The 25,727-nt window shown below is 53.8% G+C and carries 21 protein-coding genes and 3 tRNA genes; 5 read left to right on the top strand and 19 right to left on the bottom strand.

The features are described from left to right. Positions 1-31: 31 nt before the first annotated feature. Both ABSH60_RS07455 and bsmA read left to right on the top strand, forming a co-directional pair. The gene (locus tag ABSH60_RS07455) at positions 32-1,981 is read left to right on the top strand and encodes a Cache 3/Cache 2 fusion domain-containing protein (RefSeq protein WP_390973379.1); all 1,950 of its coding nucleotides are present in this window, start codon (positions 32-34) and stop codon (positions 1,979-1,981) included. 95 nt (positions 1,982-2,076) lie between these two features. Continuing rightward, positions 2,077-2,388: a biofilm peroxide resistance protein BsmA gene (bsmA, locus tag ABSH60_RS07460; RefSeq protein ID WP_056782474.1), complete on the top strand. Its 312-nt coding sequence runs from the start codon at positions 2,077-2,079 to the stop codon at positions 2,386-2,388. A gap of 16 nt (positions 2,389-2,404) precedes the next feature. Here the strand turns inward: bsmA and ABSH60_RS07465 are convergent, their stop codons facing one another. The 15 genes from ABSH60_RS07465 to nnr all read right to left on the bottom strand — a co-directional run bounded on the left by ABSH60_RS07465 (position 2,405) and on the right by nnr (position 20,782). Further along, on the bottom strand, positions 2,405-4,036 hold the full coding sequence (locus ABSH60_RS07465) for an isovaleryl-CoA dehydrogenase (protein ID WP_390973381.1): 1,632 nt from the start codon (positions 4,034-4,036) through the stop codon (positions 2,405-2,407). Positions 4,037-4,170: 134 nt separating this feature from the next. Continuing rightward, positions 4,171-4,914, bottom strand: coding sequence for a 23S rRNA (guanosine(2251)-2'-O)-methyltransferase RlmB (gene rlmB / locus ABSH60_RS07470; protein ID WP_056782476.1), 744 nt, complete (start codon positions 4,912-4,914; stop codon positions 4,171-4,173). Between the two features lie 131 nt (positions 4,915-5,045). Beyond that, positions 5,046-7,544: a ribonuclease R gene (gene rnr, locus ABSH60_RS07475; protein ID WP_136377112.1), complete on the bottom strand. Its 2,499-nt coding sequence runs from the start codon at positions 7,542-7,544 to the stop codon at positions 5,046-5,048. A gap of 41 nt (positions 7,545-7,585) precedes the next feature. Then, positions 7,586-8,011: a nitric oxide-sensing transcriptional repressor NsrR gene (gene nsrR / locus ABSH60_RS07480; protein WP_056782478.1), complete on the bottom strand. Its 426-nt coding sequence runs from the start codon at positions 8,009-8,011 to the stop codon at positions 7,586-7,588. Between the two features lie 228 nt (positions 8,012-8,239). Next, positions 8,240-9,538, bottom strand: coding sequence for an adenylosuccinate synthase (locus tag ABSH60_RS07485; protein WP_056782479.1), 1,299 nt, complete (start codon positions 9,536-9,538; stop codon positions 8,240-8,242). A 144-nt stretch (positions 9,539-9,682) separates the two neighbouring features. Next, positions 9,683-9,883 (bottom strand): DUF2065 domain-containing protein, encoded by a 201-nt coding sequence (locus tag ABSH60_RS07490; protein WP_056782480.1) that lies wholly within the window; start codon positions 9,881-9,883, stop codon positions 9,683-9,685. Positions 9,884-9,978: 95 nt separating this feature from the next. Beyond that, on the bottom strand, positions 9,979-10,977 hold the full coding sequence (gene hflC / locus ABSH60_RS07495) for a protease modulator HflC (RefSeq protein WP_056782481.1): 999 nt from the start codon (positions 10,975-10,977) through the stop codon (positions 9,979-9,981). A 2-nt stretch (positions 10,978-10,979) separates the two neighbouring features. Beyond that, complete coding sequence (gene hflK / locus ABSH60_RS07500) at positions 10,980-12,269, bottom strand: FtsH protease activity modulator HflK (protein WP_217202876.1); 1,290 nt, start codon at positions 12,267-12,269, stop codon at positions 10,980-10,982. Positions 12,270-12,302: 33 nt separating this feature from the next. After that, on the bottom strand, positions 12,303-13,607 hold the full coding sequence (hflX, locus tag ABSH60_RS07505) for a ribosome rescue GTPase HflX (RefSeq protein WP_056782483.1): 1,305 nt from the start codon (positions 13,605-13,607) through the stop codon (positions 12,303-12,305). Positions 13,608-13,705: 98 nt separating this feature from the next. Continuing rightward, a complete protein-coding gene (gene hfq, locus ABSH60_RS07510) occupies positions 13,706-14,017 on the bottom strand; it encodes an RNA chaperone Hfq (protein ID WP_056782484.1) in 312 nt (103 codons plus the stop codon). A 114-nt stretch (positions 14,018-14,131) separates the two neighbouring features. Further along, positions 14,132-15,073: a tRNA (adenosine(37)-N6)-dimethylallyltransferase MiaA gene (gene miaA, locus ABSH60_RS07515; protein ID WP_390973386.1), complete on the bottom strand. Its 942-nt coding sequence runs from the start codon at positions 15,071-15,073 to the stop codon at positions 14,132-14,134. Next, positions 15,066-16,985: a DNA mismatch repair endonuclease MutL gene (gene mutL, locus ABSH60_RS07520; protein ID WP_390973388.1), complete on the bottom strand. Its 1,920-nt coding sequence runs from the start codon at positions 16,983-16,985 to the stop codon at positions 15,066-15,068. Before mutL ends, miaA begins: the two co-directional genes overlap by 8 nt. Before the next feature lie 36 nt (positions 16,986-17,021). Next, entirely contained in the window at positions 17,022-18,782 is a 1,761-nt protein-coding gene (gene amiB, locus ABSH60_RS07525) for an N-acetylmuramoyl-L-alanine amidase AmiB (RefSeq protein WP_390973390.1), read from the bottom strand. Positions 18,783-18,789: 7 nt separating this feature from the next. After that, positions 18,790-19,257, bottom strand: a complete 468-nt coding sequence (tsaE, locus tag ABSH60_RS07530) for a tRNA (adenosine(37)-N6)-threonylcarbamoyltransferase complex ATPase subunit type 1 TsaE (protein WP_056782488.1) — start codon at positions 19,255-19,257, stop codon at positions 18,790-18,792. A gap of 10 nt (positions 19,258-19,267) precedes the next feature. Beyond that, complete coding sequence (nnr, locus tag ABSH60_RS07535; RefSeq protein WP_390973392.1) at positions 19,268-20,782, bottom strand: bifunctional ADP-dependent NAD(P)H-hydrate dehydratase/NAD(P)H-hydrate epimerase; 1,515 nt, start codon at positions 20,780-20,782, stop codon at positions 19,268-19,270. Here nnr and queG point away from each other — a divergent pair. Further along, positions 20,781-21,938 (top strand): tRNA epoxyqueuosine(34) reductase QueG, encoded by a 1,158-nt coding sequence (gene queG / locus ABSH60_RS07540; RefSeq protein ID WP_390973394.1) that lies wholly within the window; start codon positions 20,781-20,783, stop codon positions 21,936-21,938. The two genes, nnr and queG, sit on opposite strands and share 2 nt — an antisense overlap. 313 nt (positions 21,939-22,251) lie before the next feature. Here the strand turns inward: queG and ABSH60_RS07545 are convergent. The 4 genes from ABSH60_RS07545 to orn form a co-directional block, all read right to left on the bottom strand. Continuing rightward, a tRNA-Gly gene (locus ABSH60_RS07545) sits at positions 22,252-22,327 on the bottom strand. 50 nt (positions 22,328-22,377) lie between these two features. Next, positions 22,378-22,453, bottom strand: a tRNA-Gly gene (locus ABSH60_RS07550). A 59-nt stretch (positions 22,454-22,512) separates the two neighbouring features. After that, a tRNA-Gly gene (locus ABSH60_RS07555) sits at positions 22,513-22,588 on the bottom strand. A gap of 194 nt (positions 22,589-22,782) precedes the next feature. Then, entirely contained in the window at positions 22,783-23,328 is a 546-nt protein-coding gene (orn, locus tag ABSH60_RS07560) for an oligoribonuclease (protein ID WP_056782491.1), read from the bottom strand. A gap of 124 nt (positions 23,329-23,452) precedes the next feature. Here orn and rsgA point away from each other — a divergent pair, with 124 nt between their 5' ends. Continuing rightward, entirely contained in the window at positions 23,453-24,490 is a 1,038-nt protein-coding gene (gene rsgA / locus ABSH60_RS07565) for a small ribosomal subunit biogenesis GTPase RsgA (protein ID WP_056782492.1), read from the top strand. Positions 24,491-24,691: 201 nt separating this feature from the next. Beyond that, positions 24,692-25,681, top strand: a complete 990-nt coding sequence (gene asd / locus ABSH60_RS07570; protein WP_390973397.1) for an archaetidylserine decarboxylase — start codon at positions 24,692-24,694, stop codon at positions 25,679-25,681. Positions 25,682-25,727: the final 46 nt, after the last annotated feature.

The raw sequence follows: 25,727 nt of genomic DNA on the forward strand, positions 1-25,727 counted from the left end.
AGTGCGCTATCGAAAATTAACGGGAAACCCCATGAAAACGGCATCAAAACGCTCATTTCGCCGATGGAGCATAGGGGCAAAACTGGCAAGTTTCGCCTCCCTGCTGGTCGGCCTCTTATTTATTATTTTCACCTTGTCACTGACGCATTCCGCTGGCAGGCAGGTCAATGAACTGGCGGTTAACGCCATTTCCGAGCAGGTGACCGGCGTGGTGGACATGATAGAAATGTACAACGCCAGTCTTAACGCCGAAGTAGACAGTTATACGCGCCTGTTCAGCCATTTCCTGCCGGAAAATTTTGAACTGGATACCGGCAACCCGGTGATTATCGGTGAACAGTCTGCACCGGTTATCAAAGCGGGCGGCAATCCGCTGAATCTGGACAGTAAAATCCCCGATGATTTTCTGGCGCGCACCGGCGCGATTTCCACCATTTTCGCCCGCCGTGGCGATGATTTCATCCGCGTGACGACGTCCCTCAAAAAGCAGGACGGCACCCGCGCCATCGGTACCTTGCTCGACAACACCAGCCCGGCTTATGCAAAAATCATGGCAGGCGAATCCTTCAGCGGGCTGGCGACGCTGTTCGGCAAAAAATACATCACTAAATATCAGCCGGTACGCGATGCGCAAGGCAGCGTGATTGGCATTCTGTTTGTGGGCGTGGATATCACGTCAGAATACGCGGACATGCGGGCGAAGATCCTCTCCAAACGCATCGGCGAGCAGGGCTATTTCTTCGTGCTTAACAGCGCGCCAGGCAAGGATCTGGGGAAATATCTGGTTCATGCCACCGAGGAAGGAAAAACCCCGGCATGGCCAGAGGGCGTGCTGGAACAGGTGATGTCGCAATCGCGCGGTGAACGTGAATACACCGACGCCGCCAGTCAGCATCAGCAATTTATCGTTTATGCCAACGTCCCCGCCTGGCATTGGGTGGTGGTCGGCAGCACGGACAAAGACAGCCTGATGGAACAGGTGACCCGCACGCGTAACCATTTCCTGATGATAAGCCTGCTGGCACTGGCCTGTTTTGCCGCACTGTTCATCTGGCTGACGCGTAAGCTGGTCAGCCGTCCACTCAGCGACGTCGTCCACATCGCTCAGCAGTATGCCAGCGGCGATCTGCGTGCGCGGGCACAAACCCGGCGCGTTGACGAAATTGGTGCGCTGATGCACGCCATCGACGGCATCGGACACGGACTGGAGAAAATCGTCGGCGAAGTGCGTCAGGTGTCATCTGAAATCATGCACAACACCCAGGCGCTCTCCTCAGACAGCGATCAGATAAACCAGCAGATCGGCACTCAGGCCAGCAGCCTGGAAGAAACGTCGGCCAGCATGGAGCAGATCACCGCCACGGTTCAGAACACAGCGGATAACGCCACACAGGCCACCCGGCTGGTGCAACAGACCGATAAAGCCGCCACCGTCGGCGCCGATGCGGTAGATCAGTCCGTTGAAAGTATGGAAGCTATCCGGCACGCCTCTACCCGTATCGCGGCCATTACCACGGTCATTGAGGGTATCGCCTTCCAGACCAACATTCTGGCGCTGAACGCTGCCGTGGAAGCCGCGCGTGCCGGTGAGCACGGGCGCGGCTTCGCCGTGGTGGCGTCAGAAGTCCGGGCACTGGCACAGCGCAGTTCGAATGCGGTGAAAGAGATTGAAAATCTGGTGGCAGATTCCCTGAGTAAAGTGGAAGAAGGCCATCTGAGTGCGGCCAAAACGCAGTCGAACATGAACCATATCCTGCAGGGGATCCGTCAGGTAAAAGTGCTGATGAGCGATATTGATATCGCTTCGCACGAACAGTCGTCAGGGATTTCTCAGGTGAACATCGCCATCATGCAGATTGGCAAAGCGACGCAGGAGAACGCCACGCTGGTGGAAAACTCACAGCAAACGGCCGCCGCGCTCAGTGAACAGGGTCGCCATCTTTCTCAACTGGTCAGCGTGTTTAAGATTTCCGAACGTTAGGACGTGCAGGGCGCGGCAATAAACGCCGCGCAAACTCGCCAGCAGACCGGTGAAAGGGCTACACTTACGCTATCGCCCTTTTACCGGATATCACGATGAAATCCCTCCGAATCCCTGCCGCCCTGCTTTTACTGGCAGCGCTTAGCGGTTGCAGTAACCTGATGAAAACCACGCCGGTTCCTCCGCCTGCGCCAGCGGCCAACGCGCAGGAAATCACCCGTGCTCAAACGTCCACACTGACCAAAATCGGCAGTATCACCGCAGATGTCATTGGCAGCCCGATGGATGCAGAAGCAGAAATTCAGCGCAAAGCCGATGAAGCGGGCGCACGCTATTACGTCATCATGTTTAACAGTGAAACCATTGTGCCCGGACGCTGGTATTCCCAGGCCACGCTTTACCGTTGAGACGCCGGTTTCAGCCCTACTCTGCGCCAATTGCCCGGTTGATCAGCAACTGACACAACCGCTCCGGCAGCAACGTTTCGCCGCGCGGATCGAGCACCATCCGGCACCAGGCATCGGCCATTGGCGGTGATGCAAATTCCAGCATCTGCGTCGCCGTCAGCAACTGACATAACTGGCCGGTCAGCCACCGGCCCTGCGCTTCCTCCGGCTGGCGCAGGCGTTGCAGAAACTGACGGGCGGCGCGATCAAATACCCGGTTTTGTCCCCGCGCATGATGCAGCAGCTGTTGCAGCATCTCTCCGCTGGCTGGCAGCTTGCGAAGCGTACGTAATATATCAAGGCACATAATGTTGCCCGAGCCCTCCCAGATGCTGTTGACGGGCATTTCACGGTATAAACGCGGCAACTCGCTGTCTTCGCAATACCCAATCCCACCCAGCACTTCCATCGCCCCGGCGACAAAAGGCATGCCCTGACGACAGATCTCGAATTTTGCGGCGGGCGTCAGCAACCGGCAAAGCAGTTGTCCGGCGGAGTGATTTTGTTCACCCGAAGCGGCGGCGAGATGCATCAGTAACAAGGTTTGCCCTTCCAGTTGCAGCGCCATGCGGCTCAGCGTCTGGCGCATCAGCGGTTGTTCGATCAGCGGCTTGCCGAAAACCTGACGCTGAAACGCATGGTATAACGCCACCGACAGCGCCCGCCGCATCATGGCGTGGCTGCCCAGCGCGCAGTCAAAGCGCGTATGACCGCCCATTTTCAGGATATGGCGGACCCCTTCGCCCTCTTCGCCCAGCAGCCAGCCGGTGGCATTCTGAAACTCCACTTCGCTGCTGGCGTTGGAGCGATTGCCCAGTTTGTCTTTCAGGCGCTCAATCCGCACGGCGTTGCGCTCGCCGTCCGGCAATACGCGCGGCAGGAAAAAGCAGGAAAGCCCGCCATCGGCCTGCGCCAGCACCAGATGCGCATCACTTTGCGGCACCGAGAAAAACCATTTATGCCCGACCAGATGATAGGGTTTGCCGCTGCCCCGTCCTTCCAGCGCGCTCGCCCGCGTGGTGTTGCTGATCACATCCGATCCGCCCTGTTTTTCCGTCATGCCCATGCCGATCAGCACGCCTTTTTTCTGATCGCCGGATTGCAGATGCGGATCGTAGCGGTCGGATAACAACGGTTTCATCCAGCCACGAAATTCTGCGGGTAAATATTCTTGTAGCAGCGGGACAGCGCCGTAAGTCATGGTCACCGGGCACAGCGTCCCGGCCTCAACCTGCGCATGGAGAATAAACCGTGCAGCGCGCGACACCGTCGAACCGATTCGCGCATCTTCCTGCCACGGCAGATTGTGTACGCGGTTAGCGATTAACCCCTGCATCAGCAAATGCCACGCCGGATGAAAACGCACATCATCGATCCGCTCGCCGGTGGTGTCATATCGCAGAAGATCGGGCGGATTGGCATTGGCCAGCCGGCCAAGCTCAAGCGACTCCGCGGAACCTAACTGCTGCCCCAGAGAGGCCAGCACATCGGCGTCCCATCCGGCCTGATGCCGCATAACAGCCTCACGAAGCGGAGTATCGGACAGAAATAAATTGCTGTTGCTCAACGGTTTGGGCTGATTGAAAACCCGGTGTGTTTCCCAGTTCATCGCCTGCTCCTTTTAAAGGACATGGCATCAGTATGGTAAAAATCGGGGAATTAACAGGCGGGCAGATCACAAAGACAGGAATGCAAACGGGAGCCCGAAGGCTCCCGTTGAAGGCACAGCTAAAGAAACTGAAATCAGCTCTTCTTCAGACCACGCTGGCGCACGGCTTCGAACAGACAGACACCGGTCGCCACAGAGACGTTCAGTGAAGACACGCTGCCCGCCATCGGAATACTGATCAACTCATCACAATGTTCACGGGTCAGACGGCGCATACCTTCACCTTCTGCCCCCATCACCAGCGCCATCGGGCCGGTCATTTTGCTCTGATACAGGTCGTGATCGGCTTCACCGGCGGTACCGACGATCCAGACATTGTGTTCCTGTAAAACGCGCAGCGTGCGCGCCAGGTTGGTCACGTTGATCAACGGCACGTTTTCAGCCGCACCGCTGGCGACTTTTTTGGCGGTCGCGTTCAGTTTGGCAGAACGGTCACGGGGAACGATCACCGCGTGAACACCTGCCGCATCTGCGGTACGCAGACATGCACCGAGGTTATGCGGATCAGTCACGCCGTCCAGGACCAGCAGGAACGGGGATTCGAGACTTTCCAGCAGCGCTGGCAGGTCGTTTTCCTGATACTGACGGCCTTCACGAACGCGCGCGATAATCCCCTGGTGTACGGCACCCTCGGATTTTTCATCCAGCCACTGACGGTTCGCGACCTGAATAACAATCCCGCTGGCTTCCAGTTCGTCGATCAGCGGTTTCAGACGTTTATCATCGCGGCCTTTCAGAATGAAAACTTCCAGAAAGCGTTGCGGATCGTTGTCGAGTAAAGCTTTAACGGAATGAATACCGTAGATAATTTCGCTCATGATGCTCTTTAAAATAGACTTGCGGACAGCATGCTGTCCGCAATTTAACGAAGGATTGCGGGCGATTCTATCATCGACTGAAAAAAGCATCAGTGAATAAATGACCGCCCGTTAGTGCAGACGCGTGACCGTCAGCTTTGCGCAGGTTTTTTCTTCGCGCGCTTGGCTTTGGTCGCGGAAGCGATTTTCTGCGTCTGGTCAGACGGCTTTTTAGCTTTCTTCGGCTTGCCGTCTTTACCGACTGCACTCACCGCTTTTTCTTTCTTCGGCTTAGCAGGCTTCGCATCGTCTTTACGGAACGCGCTGTCCGGCTCGAAGTTAGCGCCTTTCTTGCCTGTGCGACGACGTCCTGCATTGGCGGGCGCCGTGGAACGCATGGAGCGCTCCCCTCCTTGTTTCGCGCGATCGCGTGCGGTTTTGCCTTCACCACGTGCTTTACGGGTGCTGGAAACCAGAGCGAAGTCGATTTTACGCTCGTCCATATGCACGGCTTCAACACGAATTTCAACCGTATCACCCAGGCGGTAAACCGCGCCGGAAGATTCGCCCACCAGACGCTGTCCGATGTTGTCGTAACGGTAATAATCGTTGTCCAGTGAGGAGACGTGCACCAGACCGTCGATGAACAGATCGTTCAGACGCACGAAGAAACCAAAACCGGTCACGCTGGCGATGGTGCCGGTAAAGACTTCACCGACGTGATCTTGCATAAAGTCGCATTTCAGCCAGTCAGCCACGTTGCGGGTGGCTTCGTCGGCGCGGCGTTCTGCCATCGAACAATGCTCGCCCAGCTGCAACATGTCTTCGTAATCACTGTGCCAGCCACCGGTTGGCGTCCAGCGTTCTTTCAGCGTGCCGTGCTCTTTCGCCAGCAGATATTTGATTGCGCGATGCAATGCCAGATCCGGATAACGGCGGATTGGCGACGTAAAGTGGCCGTATGACGCCAGCGCCAGACCGAAGTGACCCCGGTTTTCCGGATCATAAATCGCCTGTTTCATCGAACGCAGCAGCATAGTTTGCAGCATTTCGCGGTCAGGACGATCCGCCAGTTCATCCATAATCTGGGCATAATCTTTCGGCTCAGGCTTGAGGCCGCCGCCCATCACCAGACCCAGTTCACCCAGCACGCTTCGCAGCGCGGAGATGTGATCATCGCTTGGACGGTCATGAACACGGAACAGCGCGGGTTCGTTATGTTTTTCAACAAAACGCGCCGCCGCGATGTTAGCGAGGATCATGCACTCTTCAATCAGTTTGTGTGCATCGTTACGCACGGTGGGCTCAACACGTTCGATACGACGTTCGGCGTTGAAAATGAACTTCGCCTCTTCGGTTTCGAAGGCGATACCTCCACGCTCGGCACGCGCCTGATCGAGCATTTTGTACATGGTATGCAGTTCTTGCAGATGTTTGACCAGCGGCGAATATTGCTCACGCAGCTCTTGGTCACCATCAATGATGCGCCAGACTTTGTTGTACGTCAGACGGGCGTGAGAACTCATCACCGCTTCATAGAATTTAGAACTGGTCAGCTTGCCCTGCGCGGAGATAGTCATCTCACAGACCATACACAGACGGTCCACTTGCGGGTTCAGGGAACACAGGCCGTTAGACAGCACTTCCGGCAGCATCGGGACTACCTGCGACGGGAAATACACAGACGTCGCGCGGCTGCGTGCTTCATCGTCAAGCGCTGTGCCGTGACGGACGTAATAACTGACGTCAGCAATCGCCACCCAGAGACGCCAGCCGCCACCACGTTTTTTCTCACAGTACACGGCGTCATCGAAATCGCGGGCATCTTCACCATCGATGGTGACCAGCGGCAGACTGCGTAAATCCACGCGGCCTTTTTTCGCTTCTTCCGGCACCTGTTCACTCAGATCTTCGACCTGTTTCAGAACCTGCGGCGGCCAGACGTGCGGAATTTCATGGGTGCGCAGTGCGATGTCCACCGCCATGCTGGTACCCATTTTATCGCCCAGCACTTCGACGATTTTACCGACCGCTTTGGTACGGCGGGTCGGACGCTGAGTCAGCTCGACCACGACCATATATCCCATGCGCGCACCATTGATGGCGTCGGAGGGGATCAGAATATCGAAGCTCAGACGGCTGTCGTCCGGGACGACAAAACCGGCGCCGGCATCAGTAAAGTAACGGCCCACGATCTGGCTCATTTTCGGCACCAGCACACGCACGATGCGCGCTTCGCGGCGGCCTTTACGGTCGGTGCCGACCGGCTGTGCCAGTACCACGTCGCCGTGGATGCACATTTTCATTTGTTCAGCAGACAGGTAGACGTCATCTTTCTTCACGCCTTCAAGGCGCAGGAATCCGTAACCGTCGCGATGACCGATGACCGTGCCTTTCAGCAAATCCAGGCGTTCAGGCAGTGCGTAACACTGGCGGCGCGTAAAGACCAGTTGACCATCACGCTCCATGGCGCGCAGTCGACGGCGCAAGGCTTCCAGCGCCTCTTCACCAGACAAATTCAGTTCGTTACCGATTTCTTCCCGGCTGGCTGGTGTTTCACGTTTCGCGAGGTGTTCCAGAATAAATTCACGGCTGGGAATAGGTGAGTCGTATTTTTCTGCTTCTCGTTCCAGGAATGGATCTTGTGACATAGCGGTTCCTCCGTTGCCATCAGCAGTTTGTTGAGAGTCTTTCATTCAACAAGCAATAATTTATAGAGCGGCGAGTTATCTTTGACCATATCGGCCAGAGTGTACTGATTCAGCTCATCAAGAAAATGTTCTACAGCAGTGTGCAGGACTTGTTTTAGCCGGCATGCGGGCGTGATGTGGCAAAAATCACTGTCACAGTTGACCAGTGAAAGCGGCTCGAGTTCGCGAACCACATCGCCAATGCGGATTGTTTGTGCCGGTTTACCCAGCTTTATGCCACCGTTCTTGCCGCGAACGGCGGTGACCAGACCTGCGCGGCTTAACTGATTAATGATTTTCACCATGTGGTTTCGCGAAACACCGTAAACATCGGTAACCTGCGAGATATTGGTCATCTGATCGTCAGGCAACGACGCCATATAAATCAACGCTCTCAAACCATAATCAGTAAAACTCGTTAACTGCACACATACCTCTGGGTAGTTTTTTACCCGCTCTTCCCGCGTCGACCGAGACGAAGGGAAAAATTGATTTTTTTAAGAAAGCACAATGATGATAAACCAGCCTGCAAGTTTGCGGCTAATCATTTAAATAGTGGATGCTTTATGGGAAGTAAACAAGCGCAGACAGGCAGAAAAAAATAAACCGGGCAAATTTGCCCGGTTATGACGTTTTTACATACTCAGCTCGCGCTGTTATGCATCAAACGGGTCACGCAGAATCATGGTTTCGCTACGGTCAGGGCCTGTTGAAATGATATCAACCGGCACTTCGGTCAGCTCTTCGATGCGTTTGATGTAGTTAAGTGCCGCTTGTGGCAGTTTATCTACTTGTTTCACACCAAAGGTCGTTTCGGTCCAGCCTGGCATGATTTCGTAAATTGGCTCGATACCTTCCCAGCCTTCTGCTGCCAGCGGAGTGGTGGTCATTTCGCGGCCATCAGGCATACGGTAACCGATACACAGCTTCACTTCTTTCAGACCGTCCAGCACGTCCAGTTTGGTCAGACAGAAACCAGACAGGGAGTTAATCTGCACAGAACGACGCACAGCAACGATGTCCAGCCAGCCGCAACGACGGCTACGACCCGTGGTCGCGCCAAACTCGTTACCTTGCTTACGCAGGAACTCGCCCGTTTCATCGAACAGTTCAGTCGGGAACGGACCTGCACCCACGCGGGTGGAATAGGCTTTTACGATACCCAGTACATAATCGACATAACGTGGACCAATACCAGAACCGGTAGCGACGCCGCCCGCGGTGGTGTTGGAAGAGGTTACGTACGGATAAGTCCCGTGGTCGATGTCCAGAAGCGTGCCTTGCGCGCCTTCAAACATGATCAGATCGCCACGCTTACGCGCGCCATCCAGCAGCTCAGACACGTCAACGACCATTGCGGTCAGGATGTCGGCGATAGCCATGACATCGTCTAACGTTTTCTGGAAATCAACGGCTTCTACTTTGTAGTAGTTGACCAGCTGGAAGTTATGATAATCGATGATTTCTTTCAGCTTGATAGCGAAAGTTTCTTTGTTGAAGAGATCACCTACGCGCAGACCGCGACGGGCAACTTTATCTTCATAAGCAGGACCGATGCCGCGACCGGTGGTACCGATAGCTTTATCGCCACGCGCTTTTTCGCGCGCCATGTCTAATGCGACATGGTAAGGCAAGATCAGCGGGCAGGCTTCAGAGAGTAACAGACGTTCGCGTACAGGGATGCCACGAGCTTCAAGTTCGCCCATTTCTTTCATTAAGGCGTCAGGCGCCAGAACAACACCGTTACCGATGATGCTGGTGACATTTTCACGCAGAATGCCAGAAGGAATTAAATGAAGAACGGTTTTTTCACCGTTGATAACCAGAGTGTGACCGGCGTTGTGACCGCCCTGATAGCGCACAACATATTTAGCCCGTTCAGTAAGCAGGTCTACGACCTTGCCTTTCCCTTCATCACCCCATTGAGTGCCGAGTACGACGACGTTCTTACCCATCTCAAGAATCACCAGGTTGCTTAAAAAAGGATTCTAACATCTCATTCTGTGCTTTCCAGTACTTTTAGCACACGTTTGCGGGAAAAATTTCAATTGCGTGCTACTCGTCTCTGCCAGACGTGACACAAGGGATGTAACAAAAGCTCAGCCACCCAGACGACCACGCAACATGTAGTAAATTACGAAGCCGGCAACCACAAGTGCCCCTCCAAAACGGCGTAAAACCGGGTCCGGAAGATTTGCCAGAGCCAGGATCATTTTTCTCCATGATTTTGGATAAATCATCGGCCCCAGGCCTTCAAGAACTAAAACTAATGCCAGCGCCAGCAAAATAGTGGAATTCATGGTCAGTGTTTCTCTTTGCTTCCCCTGATTTAAAACAGCAGGGTTTTAGAAAAGACAAAAGGCCCCGCAGGGCCTTTTGGAAATTGCATCAGCAATTATTTATTTTTTTCAGGTGACTTCATGAAACGGAAGAAATCGCTGTCAGGGCTTAACACCATGACATCGTTACCGCTCTTGAAGCTGGCCTCGTAAGCACGCAGGCTACGAATGAATGCATAGAAGTCAGGATCCTGGCTGAATGCATCAGCAAACAGTTTCGCCGCTTCAGCATCGCCTTCACCGCGGGTAATACGTGCAGTACGTTCCGCTTCTGCAACAGTACGGGTTCTTTCGTAATCCGCCGCAGCCTGAATCTTGGTGGCTTCTTCTTTACCCTGAGAGATGTGACGCAATGCAACTGCATTACGCTCAGCACGCATACGATCGTAAATCGCGCTGGACACTTCTTCCGGCAAGTTGATCTGTTTCAGACGCACATCGACCACTTCAATACCCAGCGCGGCCATGCTGTTCGGGTTCACCGCAGGCTGTTTGCCTTTGGTTTCCTGCTCAACACGTTTTGCTGCAGAAGCGATAGCATCATCGGCTTCTGTGGTCGCTTCAGGCTCATCGCCGACGCTACCGGTGTTCAGTGCATCACGCACATCCATCGTCAGACGACCACGGGAATCGGTCACGATGTCTTTCACATCAAGACGACCGATTTCAGAACGCAGACGGTCACTGAATTTACGTTTCAGCAGAATTTCAGCCTGAGAGACGTCACCGCCGCCCGTAGCCAGATAGTAACGGCTGAAATCGCTGATACGCCATTTCAGGTAAGAATCGACGATTAAGTCTTTCTTCTCGCTGGTAACGAAACGGTCAGCCTGGTTATCCATAGTCTGAATACGTGCGTCGAGCATTTTAATGGATTCCACGAAAGGAACTTTAAAATGCAGGCCCGGCGCGTACACCAGAGGTTTGTTATCGTTGTCACGCAGGACTTTGCCGAAACGCAGCACGATGCCACGCTGGCCTTCCTGAACGACGAACAGTGAAGCATAAAGCGCCACCAGCACCACAACGACGATAAGTAAAATGGACTTACGCATTGTTATTCTCTCCCTACGCGAAGTGTATCGTCACGTTGTGCATTCACACGACGCTGATCCATGACACTGCCAGACGAACGGGAACTGCTGTTATCGGCACTGCTTTTGCCATTATTGCCAGTTAAACCCGGAACGGAAGGCAACAAACCTGTTTCATCACTCTTGGTATCATTGGCGGCTGGATTAGTGCCACGCAGCATTTGATCAAGAGGTAACACCATCAGGTTGTTCCCTTTGTCACTCACCAGAACTTTACGGGTGTGACTGAGAACTTTTTCCATTGTCTCGATATACAGACGCTCGCGGGTAATTTCCGGCGCGGCTTTATATTCAGGCAACAGTTTTGCAAAGCGGGCAACTTCACCCTGCGCTTCAAGCACGGTACGGTCTTTATAAGCTTTCGCATCTTCAAGCAGGCGCTGTGCTTCACCGTTTGCCAGAGGCTGGATTTGGTTAGCGTAAGCTTCTGCTTCACGAATAGACTGTTGTTCCCTTTCACGGGCAGCAATCGCGTTATCGAAGGAGGCTTTGACTTCTTCAGGCGGACGCGCCGTCTGGAAGTTGACGTCCTGAATGGTAATACCCATTTTGTAAGGACGAATGGTTTCTTCCAGTACGCGTTGGGTGTCACTACGCACGGTGGTACGGCCTTCAGTCAGGATTTTATCCATCGTGTATTTACCGATAACACCACGTAATGCGCTGTCCGTTGCCTGGCTCAGGCTGTCGTCAGGGTTGGCGACGCTGAACAGATAGGCTTCAGGGTCGGTCACGCGGTACTGTACGTTCATCTCGACACGCACCACGTTTTCATCAGACGTCAGCATCACGCCAGACGCGGCCAGTTCACGTACCGATTCTACGTTCACTGCGCGGACCTGATCGATGAAGGTTGGCTTCCAGTTCAGGCCCGGTTCAACCAGATGGCTGAACTTTCCAAAACGGGTGACCACGCCACGCTCGGCTTCTTTAATGGTATAGAAGCCAGTTGCAGCCCAGATAACCACCACCGCGGCGACCGCGATGCCAGCTATCCGGCTACCACTCATTCCGTGACCGGAACCCGATGGCGTGCCGTTGTTATTGTTGTTGCCTGAACCTTTTCCACCGAAACCGCCCAGCTTTTTGCTGAGTTTACGGAAGATATCATCCAGGTCAGGTGGCCCCTGATTTCGGCCGCCTTTGTTGTCATTATTACCACCAGAATTTCCACCAGAGTTGCCGCTATTATTATTGCTGCTGCCCCAGGGGTCGCGGTCCTGTCCGTTATTACCGGGCTGATTCCACGCCATGTTATAGCTCCATTATTCTATGATTGGTGTTCTTCAGGACAAATCAGACAGACTCTGGTTGCGGATATAGCTGGCCAGTTCCTGCTCTTGTTTGCAGAGGCGGTGCCAGTCAACAATGGGCATTCGCACCATAAGACCAAAACTACCATCCTCTTCAATCCATTCTTTTTCTATCGCCTGAAGCTGGTAAAAACGGCTACGAAGGCGTCCTGCTTCCGGCGGCAGGCACAATTCATGCTGCGCGATTTCGCCAGAGAGTCGCTCCGTTAATGCCTGAAAGAGCAACGGAATACCTTCCCCGGTCACGGCTGATAGCCACACCCTGATCGGCAAATTCTCCTCGTTGCGATCGATACGCGGAACAAAATCATCCAGCATATCTATTTTGTTCATCACTAACAGCGCAGGAATTTCATCTGCTTCGATCTCTGCCAGCACCGTATTCACCGCGTCAATATTTTCCTGAACGCGGATGTCCGCTGCATCGATGACATGTAATAACAGAGATGCCTGTTGGGTTTCCTGCAATGTTGCTTTAAAGGCGGCAACTAAATCATGGGGCAGGTGACGAATAAACCCTACGGTGTCCGCCAAAACTGTTTCCCCGACATCCGCAACCATAATGCGTCGCAGCGTAGGATCCAGCGTAGCAAACAACTGATTGGCCACGTAAACATCGGCCTGAGTGATACGGTTAAAGAGTGTGGATTTCCCGGCGTTGGTATACCCCACCAAAGACACCGTTGGAATATCCGCACGGACGCGCGAACGACGACCTGTTTCACGCTGCTTAGCCACTTTCTCAAGACGGCTGAGGATCAGGGTAATTCTGTCACGCAGTAAACGGCGGTCAGTTTCGAGCTGGGTTTCACCCGGGCCACGTGCCCCGATGCCACCCCCCTGACGCTCAAGGTGTGTCCAGCCACGAACCAGTCGGGTAGCAATGTGGCGTAATTGCGCCAGTTCTACTTGTAACTTACCTTCGTGTGTTCGTGCCCGCTGGGCAAAGATATCTAAAATCAATCCTGTGCGGTCGACAACGCGACATTCGCATAATGCTTCCAGGTTACGTTCCTGGGCAGGAGATAACGAGTGATCAAAGAGAATAACAGAAGCGCCCGTTGCTTTGACTGCGTCTGCAATTTCCTGGGCTTTTCCTTCACCGACAAAGTATTTTGGGTGCGGTGCCTTACGGCTCCCGGTGACGACTTGCAGCGCCTCTACACCGGCAGAAGAAACCAGCGATTCGAATTCGCTCAGGTCTTCCGTGTCTTTGTCTTGCGAGAAATAGATATGAACCAGAACGGCCTGTTCGCCGCCTTCATAACGGTCAAACAAGCTTGCGACCTCTCATTTGGATTAAATTCGACAGCCGGGGGTGCATAAGCATAATCGGAATACTTATGAACCCCTTCGTGGTTGACCAACGTTGCGCTTTATTCAGCGTCATCGTTTTCCTGCTGCGGCTGTTGCTGCGCAGACGGAGTACTGCCTTGATGATAGTTGTTGGTGCTGCCCGTACCTGGATTATTGCTATGATGTGACACCGGGCGGGAAGGCACTACGGTGGAGATAGCGTGTTTATACACCATCTGGCTTACCGTATTTTTTAACAGAATGACAAACTGGTCAAAAGACTCAATCTGGCCTTGCAGCTTAATACCATTCACCAAGTAAATAGAAACCGGAACACGTTCACGACGCAATGCGTTCAGGAACGGATCTTGCAAAGATTGCCCCTTAGCCATTCTATCTTTTCCTTATTAGTTTGTTGTTTGTAACTTTGAGCCTATCGGCTCGAAAATAAATCACATAAAAAATTTGCGCGCTGAGTACTGATCAATTGTACACAATCACCCAACCTATGCACTAACAACCTGAATTACACGGCTTAAGGCATCGTCCGGCTTTTCGGAATCCAGCCATTCGACGTTATCCCACCCTCGTAACCAGGTCATCTGACGTTTGGCCAGCTGTCGTGTCGCGCAAACACCACGATAAACCATTTCATCGTAATCGAATTCACCAGATAAATAGGACCACATCTGGCGATAGCCGACACAGCGAATGGAAGGCAAATCCGTATGCAAATCGCCCCGAGCTAACAGCGTTCTGACTTCGTCTTCAAAACCATTGGACAACATCTGACTAAAACGTTCCTCAATCCGCGAATGTAATAATTCACGGCGCGTTGGAGCAATCGCAAACTGGTGAACGCGGTAGGGCAACGTTTCACCCGAAATTTTAGTCAGTTCCGTTAAAGTTTTACCCGAAATATAAAAAACTTCCAGTGCTCTGGACAGTCTCTGCGGATCATTCGGATGAATTCGCATAGCGGCAACCGGATCGATCTCGCTTAATTGATCGTGTAACGCGTTCCAGCCCTGCTCTTCCGCCTGCTTTTCAATGCGCTCACGCACGGCGGCATCGGCCTGCGGTAAAGGTGACAACCCTTCGAGCAACGCCTTGAAATAAAGCATAGTCCCACCCACCAATAACGGGATCTTATTGCGTGCAGTTATTTCTGCCATTTCGCGCAAAGCGTCAGCTCGAAAATCTGCCGCCGAATAGGCCTGGGTAGGATCAAGGATATCAATCAGACGATGGGGGGCATCCGCCAGCTCTTCCGCTGTGGGTTTGGCAGTACCGATGTCCATTCCGCGATAGATAAGTGCGGAATCGACACTGATCAGTTCAACCGGAAGATGTTTCACCAGCGACATCGCCAGTGCGGTTTTACCGGATGCGGTCGGCCCCATAATAAAGATCGCCGGGGGAGCGGAGTGTTTTTCAGAATCAATCATGCTTAAAAGCCGCCAGCGCGGGCTGTAAATCAAGAGGTTGCAGAAGTCCGGACGGAGGTGATTTCACCAACTGCGGGCAAAGACGCTCAACATCCGTGAGTAATTGTATGGCTTGGGAAATGGTCCAGACCTCGTGCTCGCAGCCACAGTGGCGGGCAAACCACATAGCTACCGCATCAGAAGTCACCTCCTGCTGAACAGCAAGGTAATCTAACAGGTCGGGTATCAACTTTTGTAAATTTTGTTGGCGTAATGGTAAAGGTACTGCGCGTACCGTCACACGCTGCGACTCACTGAACATTTCTAAACCAAAATGCTGTAAAAGCGGCTGATTTTTTGCAAGCACGGCAATTTCATCTTTGCTGACTGTCAGCTTCAGCGGAATCAAAAGGGGTTGCGGACGCAACCCTTCATCAGGTGGCGTCATCTGTGCCCATTTAAGCCAGCGATCGGCGACAGGTAACGCCAGCATAACCAGTTGTTTGCCTCTTTCGAGCAACGCATATTCTGCCGCACACACCGTCAGGACACGCCCGAAACTTTGGCTATGCGATTCCAGAGCCGGTTCAGCGAGTGTACGAGCCGCCGGCACTACCGGCTTAGCGGCCTGTGCCGCGTCGGGCGCAGGCTCCTGCAAGGAAAATACGTCGGATGAAGGCTGCAACAACCGTTGATAGGCTTTACCTTCTGAGCGGTTATATGCCGGTTCATTGCTGTGGCTAATGGGTTCGCGCGGATGGCCGGCACGGGACGTTTCAGGAAACACGTTCTCACGCGCTGCTGGCTTTTCACGTTGCGGGTTCGCCGGTTTTTCTGCGGGTTGTGAGAAATGATTACCGCCGGCGGCCTGACGATTCTCCGGTTGCCAACGCGGTGCGTCTTCCTGGGTCTGCTGTTGTGCCAGAACAGGATTGCCGGCCTGTTGTAATACCGACATCACCGCCTGGTAGATAAAATCGTGCACCAGCCGGGACTGATGGAACCGCACTTCGTGTTTGGCCGGATGCACATTCACATCGACCTGATGCGGATCGACATCCAGATACAGCACATACGCAGGCTGCTGATCGTCTTTTAACTGATCCTGGTATGCCTGACGGATCGCATGATTAATCAGGCGATCTTTCATCATGCGGTTGTTCACATAACAATATTGCATATCGGTGAGACTGCGCGATCCGGCTGGATCGGCGACCCAGCCACGGATCCCCAAATCACCGTGAGTCCATTCGACTTCCAGTGCATGTTCAACAAACGTCGGGCTGCAAATGCTGGCCAGACGCCGCGATGACTGGGAGGGATCTTTCACTGCGCGGTACTGCCGGATGAGTTTGCCGTTGTGACTCAGATTGACGGAAACGTCAAAACGCGCCAGAGCGATCCGGCGGACGACTTCATCAATATGGGTAAATTCGGTTTTCTCGGTGCGCATAAACTTGCGTCGGGCGGGCGTGTTGTAAAACAGATCCAGCACTTCGACGGTCGAGCCCTGCGGATGCGCCGCCGGTTTCACCGTCACCGCCATATCGCGCCCTTCCGCGTAAGCCTGCCAGGCTTCACTTTGATCTGCGGTGCGTGAGGTCAGAATCAGACGTGAAACAGAACTGATACTCGCCAGCGCTTCGCCACGAAATCCGAGGCTGAGAATCGCTTCCAGATCGTCGAGACAGGTAATTTTGCTGGTGGCGTGACGCGCCAGCGCCAGCGCTAAATCATCTTTACCGATTCCGCAGCCGTTATCGCGAATACGGATGAGCTTGGCGCCACCGCGATCAATATCGATATCAATGCGCGTGGCTCCGGCATCAAGGCTATTTTCCACCAGCTCTTTCACCACGGAAGCCGGCCTTTCGACAACTTCACCCGCGGCTATCTGATTAGCCAGTTGCGGGGGCAGTACCTTGATCGGCATAGCGGCTCCTGTGGAAAGCGGTCTGTCAGACCGCCGTTAAGACTGTGGAATAGTTAAGGTTTGGCCGAGCTGTACCTCGCCAGACTTCATGTGGTTCGCCGTTTTAATTTCCGTCATGCTGACACCGTATTTGCTGGCAATCGCCGACAGCGTATCGCCGCGTTTGACGGTATGTTTCGACGGTTTTTTCGTGGCTTTCGCCGTCGAGGCCGACGCGCCGGTGACAGAAGATGTGCGAGTACCTGCGGGAACTTTCAATCGCTGGCCGACCCAGACACCGTCTTTTTTCAGTTTGTTGAGATCGCGCAGCGCCGCATTGGTCGTACCGTAACTTTTCGCAATCCCCGTCAGTGTTTCGCCACGGGTCACTTTGTGGATCTGCGTGGCACCGGCTGCGCCGGCCGTCACTTCAATCGGGCCCGGCTGATTACTGGTCTTTGCGCTACTGTCTACCGCCGCTGCTGATGAGGCCAGCAGCGGACGGTTTTCGACCTTTGGGCCGTTTTGTATCGGATGCGACTGGAAATAATTACGCAGACCGACGTGAATGGCCCTCGCAATTTTATCCTGGTACGCGCTGCTGCCCAGCAGCCGCTCCTCAGTTGAGTTACTGATAAAGCCGGTTTCCACCAGCAGGGAAGGAATGTCCGGCGAACGCAACACCCCTAAACTGGCGTGCTCAGGTTTCGCTTTATGCAACGAACCGACGCTGCGCAGTTCGCGCAATACGCGGGTGGCGACGTCATAGCCGACGCGTTGTGAATGGCCGAATTGCAAATCCAGCACGGCCTGACTCAGATACGGGTCAGAGGCGGTATTCGCCAGCACATCCCCCGCACCGCCCAGCAGTTCGGATTGTTTCTCGTGCTGCTCGAGCCAGTTACCCATTTCACTGTTGGCGCGACGGTTAGACAGCACCCAGACGGATGCCCCGCGCGCACTGCGGCTTGGCGCAGCATCGGCGTGAATAGACACCAGCACGTTGGCATTTTTCTTACGCGCCACATCAGAACGCCCCATCACGGAAATAAAGTAATCGCCGTCGCGGGTTAATACCGGCTGGAACATCGGGTCAGCATTTAAAATCGCCTGTAATTTACGGGCAATCGCGATGGTCACGTTTTTCTCTTTCAGGCCACCCGCGCCGATAGCGCCCGGATCCTGCCCGCCGTGTCCGGCATCAATGGCGACAATGATTTTGCTGTCGCTGGTGGAAATCGTGGAAGAACGCGAGTTGTCTGACGCCACGGCCGTCGAAGCAACCGTAGTTTTATCATTGGTAAACGGATTTGATTTCGCGGAAGGCGTGACTATTCTGCCTGCGTTTGGCGAAGGCGTGTTCGTTGCCACGGTAACCGGCGCGCTCTGGCGTGCCGGAGCCGACGCATTCATGGTCAGCACCACCGTGTACTGGCTGCCATCTTTCTGTTTAGTGGCGTTGGTTCTGACCTTTTGATTCAGTTCAAACACCAGACGCTGACTTTGCGCGTTCGGCGGGGTACTGGCGCGCACGCGCGTCACCAGATTCTGTCCGTTAAAGGTCAGCGGTAGACCTTTCATCACGCCATCCTGACGAATATCCATCACCACGCGTTCAGGATTATGCAGCGGGAAAAAGGAATAATCAGGCGAACCGTCAAAGGTAATGGTGACGGTAGATTGCGATGGGCCGTTTGAAACATTGATATTTTTCATGCCGGCCGCAAAAACGGCGGAGGACGTCAGTCCGGCAAAAAGCATCAGCGCCGATAAAAACATCGTCGCTGTAAAAAAGAGAGAAGTGATACGTGAATTCATCGCGTGATCATCCTTGCTGTTGAACACGATGCAGCAAATTTATGCCAGATTCAGAAACGGCCACCAGCGTCGCCGTACGCCCCTGAGGCTGATAGTCCAGCGTCAGTTCGATATCCGGTTCAGGCAACACGCCCTCACCTTTTTGCGGCCACTCGACCAGACAGATGGCGTCTTGCGCGAAATAATCGCGAATGCCCATAAACTCGAGCTCTTCCGGGTCGGCAAGACGGTATAAATCAAAGTGATACACCGCGATATTTTCCAGCTGATAGGGCTCTACCAAGGTGTAAGTCGGGCTTTTCACATTACCCTGATGCCCTAATGCCTGAAGAAAACCCCGGCTAAAGGTGGTTTTACCGGCACCCAGATCGCCATAGAGATGGATAACCGTTGAGCCCTCGCAAGCTTTCGCCAGTGAAGCACCTAGTTGCAGCGTCGCCGCTTCGTCGGGTAATGAGATATTAAGTTGATTCATTCAGTGATATCTATTTCTTCAGGTCTGGATTAACTAACGGGGCAATCACCGCTAAAAGATCAGTCGCCAGCATACCGCGCGTTCCCTGCTGCCGGGCGATTTCGTCTGCGGCAGCGCCATGAACCACCGTTCCCGCGCAGGCCGCATCAAATATATTCAGTTTTTGAGCGAGCAGGCCGCCGATAATACCAGAAAGCACGTCGCCCATACCGCCTGATGCCATACCGGCATTTCCTACATCGGCAATGGCCATCTCACCCTGCTCCGTGGCAATCAGTGTGCCGGCGCCTTTAAGCACCACCACGCCACCGTATTGCTCAACCAGTTTCCTGGCAGAAAGTAAGCGGTCACTCTCAATTTCCTTCACGGTACAACCGAGCAGACGGCTGGCTTCACCAGGATGAGGCGTCAGCACCCGATTTTGCCGTTTCTCCGGTGTGATTGCCAGCAGGTTCAGCGCATCGGCGTCCCATAAGGCCGGTTTCTCGCATTTTGCCACCCGCTCCAGCGCCTGTTTACCCCAGGCTTTCTGGCCGAGCCCCGGCCCAATCACCACCACGTCGGCCCATTCAAGCGCTTCATCAAGCGACTCCGCGCTGAGTTCCTGCACCATCAGCTCAGGTCTGGCGGTCAGCAAGGGGCCTGCGTGTTCTTTGTGAGTAAGCACTCGCACCAATCCGGCTCCGGCACGCAGCGCGGCTTCCGACGCCATGCGGATCGCGCCCGCAAAGCCGGTATCCCCGCCAATCACCAACAAACGCCCGTGATCGCCTTTATGAGAACACGGGCGTCGCGGGTGCAACCAGGTGCTTAATTGTGACGCATCAAGCCGTTGTAACACTGCACGATGTCCAGCCAGCCAGCTTTCCAGCCCCAGGGCATCGCAGTGTAATTTGCCGGTGTAATCGCGCGCCTGCCCGGTCAGTAAACCCGGCTTCAGGGCAATGAAACTGATCGTGTGCGTGGCCACTGCCGCTTTGCCCGCGGCCTGGCCGGTTTGCGCATTCAAACCCGAAGGAATATCCAGAGAGATGACAGGCAATGACGACGCGTTGATAGCATCAATCAACGCGTCATAAGGGGCGCGCGGCGCGGAGGATAAACCGGTACCGAGCAGGCCATCAATAATCAGATCGGCGTCGTGCGGCCAGTCAGAGTCCGCCGGGTTAACCATGCCGCCACTTTTAAGCCAGCCCTGACGCGCGGTTTCCGCTTCGTCAGGCAAGGGCTTGCCGCCTTCGACGGCCAGCAGCGTCACGCGTATACCCGCGCTTTTCGCCAGACGCGCCATTTCAAAACCGTCGCCACCGTTATTTCCGTGGCCGCATAAAATCAGCCAGTGTCGCGATTGCGGAAACTCACGCTGAGCAAGCGAAAAAGCCGCGCGTGCAGCACGCTGCATCAGCGAAAACAGAGAAATCCCCGTTTCCTGCGCGGCGTGACCTTCATTCTGACGCAGCCAGTCAGCAGAAAAGACGGAATGTGGTAAACTCGCCTCGTTTCGTTTTTCACGTTGGTTCGTCATGACACTCCCTCTCGATCTCGTTCAACTGGCTCAACATATCAAGCAATGGGGCCAATCGCTAGGCTTCCAGCAGGTTGGTATCTGCGATACAGACTTATCTGCAGAAGAGCCCCGACTGCAGGACTGGCTTGATAAACAATATCATGGCGAGATGGACTGGATGGCGCGCCACGGCATGTTGCGCGCCCGTCCACATGAACTGCTGCCCGGTACGTTGCGGGTGATCAGCGTGCGCATGAACTATTTGCCTGCCAACGCTGCCTTTGCCAAAACCCTTAATAACCCGCAACTCGGCTACGTCAGCCGTTATGCGCTGGGCCGTGACTATCACAAAGTGCTTCGTCAGCGCCTGAAAAAGCTTGGCGACATGATTCAGACCTACTGCACGGAACAACAATCTGATCATCAGGTGGCATTCCGGCCATTTGTCGATTCTGCTCCGGTGATGGAACGCCCTCTGGCTGCGAAAGCCGGACTGGGCTGGGTTGGTAAACACTCACTTATTCTGAACCGGGAATCCGGTTCCTGGTTTTTCCTCGGCGAACTGCTGATTGATTTGCCCCTGCCCGTCGATCAGCCGCAGGAAGAGAAGTGTGGAAAGTGCGTCGCCTGCATCACCACCTGCCCGACCGGCGCTATTGTCGCGCCTTATACCATTGACGCCCGTCGCTGTATTTCCTATCTGACCATCGAGCTGGAAGGTGCGATACCGGAGGAATTCCGGCCAATGATGGGCAACCGCATCTATGGCTGTGACGACTGTCAGCTGATTTGTCCGTGGAACCGTTATTCGCAGCTGACGGATGAAGAGGATTTCAGCCCGCGCGCCGCGCTGCATGCGCCGGAACTGATAGCGCTGTTCGCCTGGACGGAAGAGAAATTTTTGCGCATTACCGAAGGCTCACCCATCCGCCGCATTGGCCACCTGCGCTGGCTGCGGAATATTTCTGTGGCGCTGGGCAATGCGCCGTACTCGGAAGAGGTGTTGAATGCGTTGCAGTCACGGGCAGGCGAAAATGTGTTGCTCGATGAACATATCGACTGGGCCATCCGGCAACAAGTGGAAAGAAGAAGTGAACATCAGGTCGAAGTGCAAACATCCCAGCAGAAACGACTGATCCGCGCGGTGGTAAAAGGTTTGCCGCGAGATGCATAACGCGTCGTGAAGCGCTCAGATTAAAAAGCCAGATTTTCTGTGCATAAAAATAAAAATGCTTTGCCAATCAAGTGCAAAAAAAAGAGCAAGTGATCACCATAACGTTTCGTTATAAATTTATTTTGTTTTAAAACAAGTGATTAGAAATTGGCAATATGGAGGGTGCAAAAAACAGACAGTTTAAAAAAACAGCTAAACCTGTGGATAAGTCTGTTTAAAACATTACTACAAATCGTGTAAGGATCGTATTAATCACGCACGAATTATGCATGGGGGAACTGGCAGGAAATGATTGTGTACTGAAGAAGAAAATTGGAGCGGGAAACGAGACTCGAACTCGCGACCCCGACCTTGGCAAGGTCGTGCTCTACCAACTGAGCTATTCCCGCTTTGAGATGCTAGGTGCATCGGCTGTAAACTTACAGCATTTGAAATTTTTTGGAGCGGGAAACGAGACTCGAACTCGCGACCCCGACCTTGGCAAGGTCGTGCTCTACCAACTGAGCTATTCCCGCGTCGCATGGCACTGCATTTTTTACGTCTTAACTCTTTAAATCTTCACAACTTAAAAATTTGGAGCGGGAAACGAGACTCGAACTCGCGACCCCGACCTTGGCAAGGTCGTGCTCTACCAACTGAGCTATTCCCGCTCTGCGCACTCAACGAAATTCTTCATCGGTACGGGGTGCGCATTATACGAGAAATCCTTTTAGCCGCAACCCCCTGAAAGCAAAAAAATGAATTTTTCGTTCAAGTGCCGATTAAACCATCAAAGCGGCGATTTAAGCGGCGAAACCCGGCGGTTTTGTGTTCCGCGGCGCAATAAAAAAGATTTCAGGTATTTTTAGAGATTAATAAAATGTTCGCGGTAATACGCCAGTTCAGCCACGGACTCACGAATATCATCCAGAGCCTGATGGGTATTTTGCTTTTTAAAGCCGCCCAGTATTTCCGGTTTCCAGCGACGCGCCAACTCTTTCAGCGTGCTGACATCCAGATAACGGTAATGGAAATAGGATTCCAGCTCCGGCATGTACTTAAACAGGAAACGGCGATCCTGCCCGACGCTGTTGCCACAAATAGGCGATTTGCCTTCAGGCACCCACTCGCGCAGGAACTCAATGGTTTTCAGCTGAGCTGCATTGTCATCAAACGGGCTGGCTTTCACACGGTCAACCAGACCGCTGCCGGTGTGCGTACGCACGTTCCAGTCATCCATCAGCGCCAGTTGCGCATCAGACTGATGCACAGCCATCACCGGGCCTTCGGCCAAAATGTTTAAATGCGCGTCGGTCACCAGCGTGGCGATTTCAATAATACGGTCACGTTCAGGATCCAGACCGGTCATTTCGAGGTCGATCCAGATTAAGTTCGAGTCATTAGCAGCCATGATGTGTCCTGTTAAAGTAGAGAGTTGACGGAGATCTCCGTCATTCGGGCAATTAATATAAAATAGCTGGTATCATAGTCGTTTTGGTCGCACCGAGCGATTAAAGCCAGTTAAGTGAGGCGCAGTGACTAAATCAAAACTGTCTAAAGGGCAACAACGTCGCGTTCAGACTAACCACCAGCGTCGTCTGACTCAGACCGACAAACGCAAAGAGCTGGACGATTCTCTGCATGGCGAACCGCAGGACGGCATTGTCATCAGCCGTTTCGGGATGCATGCGGACGTTGAAGCGGCCGACGGCAGCCAGCACCGTTGCAATATCCGCCGTACCATTCGTTCTCTGGTCACCGGTGACCGCGTTGTATGGCGCGCCGGCGAGAACACCAGCGTCAAAGGTATCGTTGAAGCAGTGCATGAACGCACATCCGTGCTGACCCGCCCAGATTTCTACGACGGCGTGAAACCAATCGCCGCCAACATTGACCAAATCGTCATTGTCTCCGCCATCTTGCCAGAGCTGTCGCTGAACATCATCGACCGCTATCTGGTGGCGTGCGAAACCGTTGAAGTTGAGCCGCTGATTGTGCTCAATAAAATCGATCTGCTTGACGACGAAGGCCGTAAGTTCGTCGAAGGTATGATGGATATCTACCGCAGAATTAACTACCGCGTACTCGAAGTCTCCAGCCAGACCGGTGAAGGCATGCCTGCATTTGAAACCGCACTGACCGACCGCATCAGCATTTTCGCCGGTCAGTCAGGTGTGGGGAAATCCAGCCTGCTGAACGCCTTACTGCCGCCGGAAGAGAAACAGATCGTGGTGAATGAAGTGTCAGACAACTCCGGTCTGGGCCAGCACACCACCACCGCGGCGCGCCTGTACCACTTCCAGCGCGGCGGGGACGTCATCGACTCCCCCGGCGTACGTGAATTCGGCTTGTGGCACCTTGCGCCAGAGCAGATCACTCAGGGGTTTGTCGAATTCCGTCCTTTCCTCGGCTACTGTAAATTCCGCGACTGCAAACATGGCAGCGATCCGGGCTGTGCCATCCGTGATGCCGTAGACCGTGGCGACATCGCTGAAGAGCGTTTCGACAACTACCATCGTATTCTGGAAAGTATGGAAGACGTAAAAACGCGTAAAAACTTCGACGCACTTTAACGTTAACCCGTTGAGTTTATGAGCAAATCAGAAACGAGTGAGATTAACGGAAGTTGAACCGTTGATTTCTCATCGTTACAATCGGCGTCGATTAACAGGCTCCTGCGCAATCATACAATGTGTGACCGTCCCGCTGATGGACGGTCCCCTGCAAAATGGCCGGTCATGCCGGCCATTCATACCATCCAAGAGGTTTTTCCCGTGCTGGACAGTATCAAAATCAAACTTCAATACTTACTTCCTAAACAAGGTCTGACCCGTCTGGCGGGCTGGGGCGCGGAAAAACGTGCAGCCACGCTGACCCATTGGGTCATTAAAGCCTTTGCGCGCTTTTACAGCGTGGACATGAAAGAAGCACAAAATCCGGATATCAAATCTTACGCGACGTTCAATGAATTCTTTGTTCGCCCACTGCGCGACGGCGCGCGCCCTGTTGTCAGTGGTCTGGACATGCTCTGCCTGTCTGCCGACGGTGCAGTCAGCCAGTTGGGTGCGATCACTGACGGCAAGCTGTTCCAGGCAAAAGGCCATTTTTACAGTCTCGAAGCGTTGCTGGCGGGAAATTATCAGCTGGCCGAGAAGTTCCAGGGGGGTCAGTTCGCCACAATCTATCTGGCACCCCGCGATTATCACCGCGTGCATATGCCGTGCAACGGCGTTCTGCGCGAAATGATTTATGTGCCGGGCGATTTGTTCTCAGTAAACCCGCTGACTGCCGCCAACGTCCCTAACCTGTTCGCCCGTAATGAACGCGTCATCAGCGTGTTCGATACTGAATTTGGTCCGATGGTACAGATTTTGGTCGGTGCGACCATTGTCGGCAGCATCGAAACCGTGTGGGCGGGCTGCGTAACGCCACCGCGCGAAGGCATCATCAAGCGCTGGACCTACCCGGCTGCCGGTGAAGAAGGCGCCATCGCGCTGGAAAAAGGCCAGGAAATGGGCCGTTTCAAACTGGGCTCTACCGTGATTAACCTGTTTACCGCCAGTCAGATTCGCTTCATGCCGAACCTGAGCAACGGTACCGTAACCCGCATGGGCGAACCTTTCGCCGAAGCGCTGCGTGCATCCGCAGTAGCCCCTGAAGCGCCTGAAGCAACTGAAATACCTGAAGTTACTGAAGTTACTGAAGTGCCTGAAGTACCTGCAGGTGTGGCAACGGCTGAACCGCAAGTCCCTAAAGACTTCTGATTCCGCCCTGAACTGACGAAAAGAACTGAAAAAAGGATGTGACCGA

The sequence above is a fragment of the Rahnella sp. R3(2024) genome (genome assembly GCF_042920125.1).
Taxonomy (GTDB): Bacteria; Pseudomonadota; Gammaproteobacteria; order Enterobacterales; family Enterobacteriaceae; genus Rahnella; species Rahnella rivi.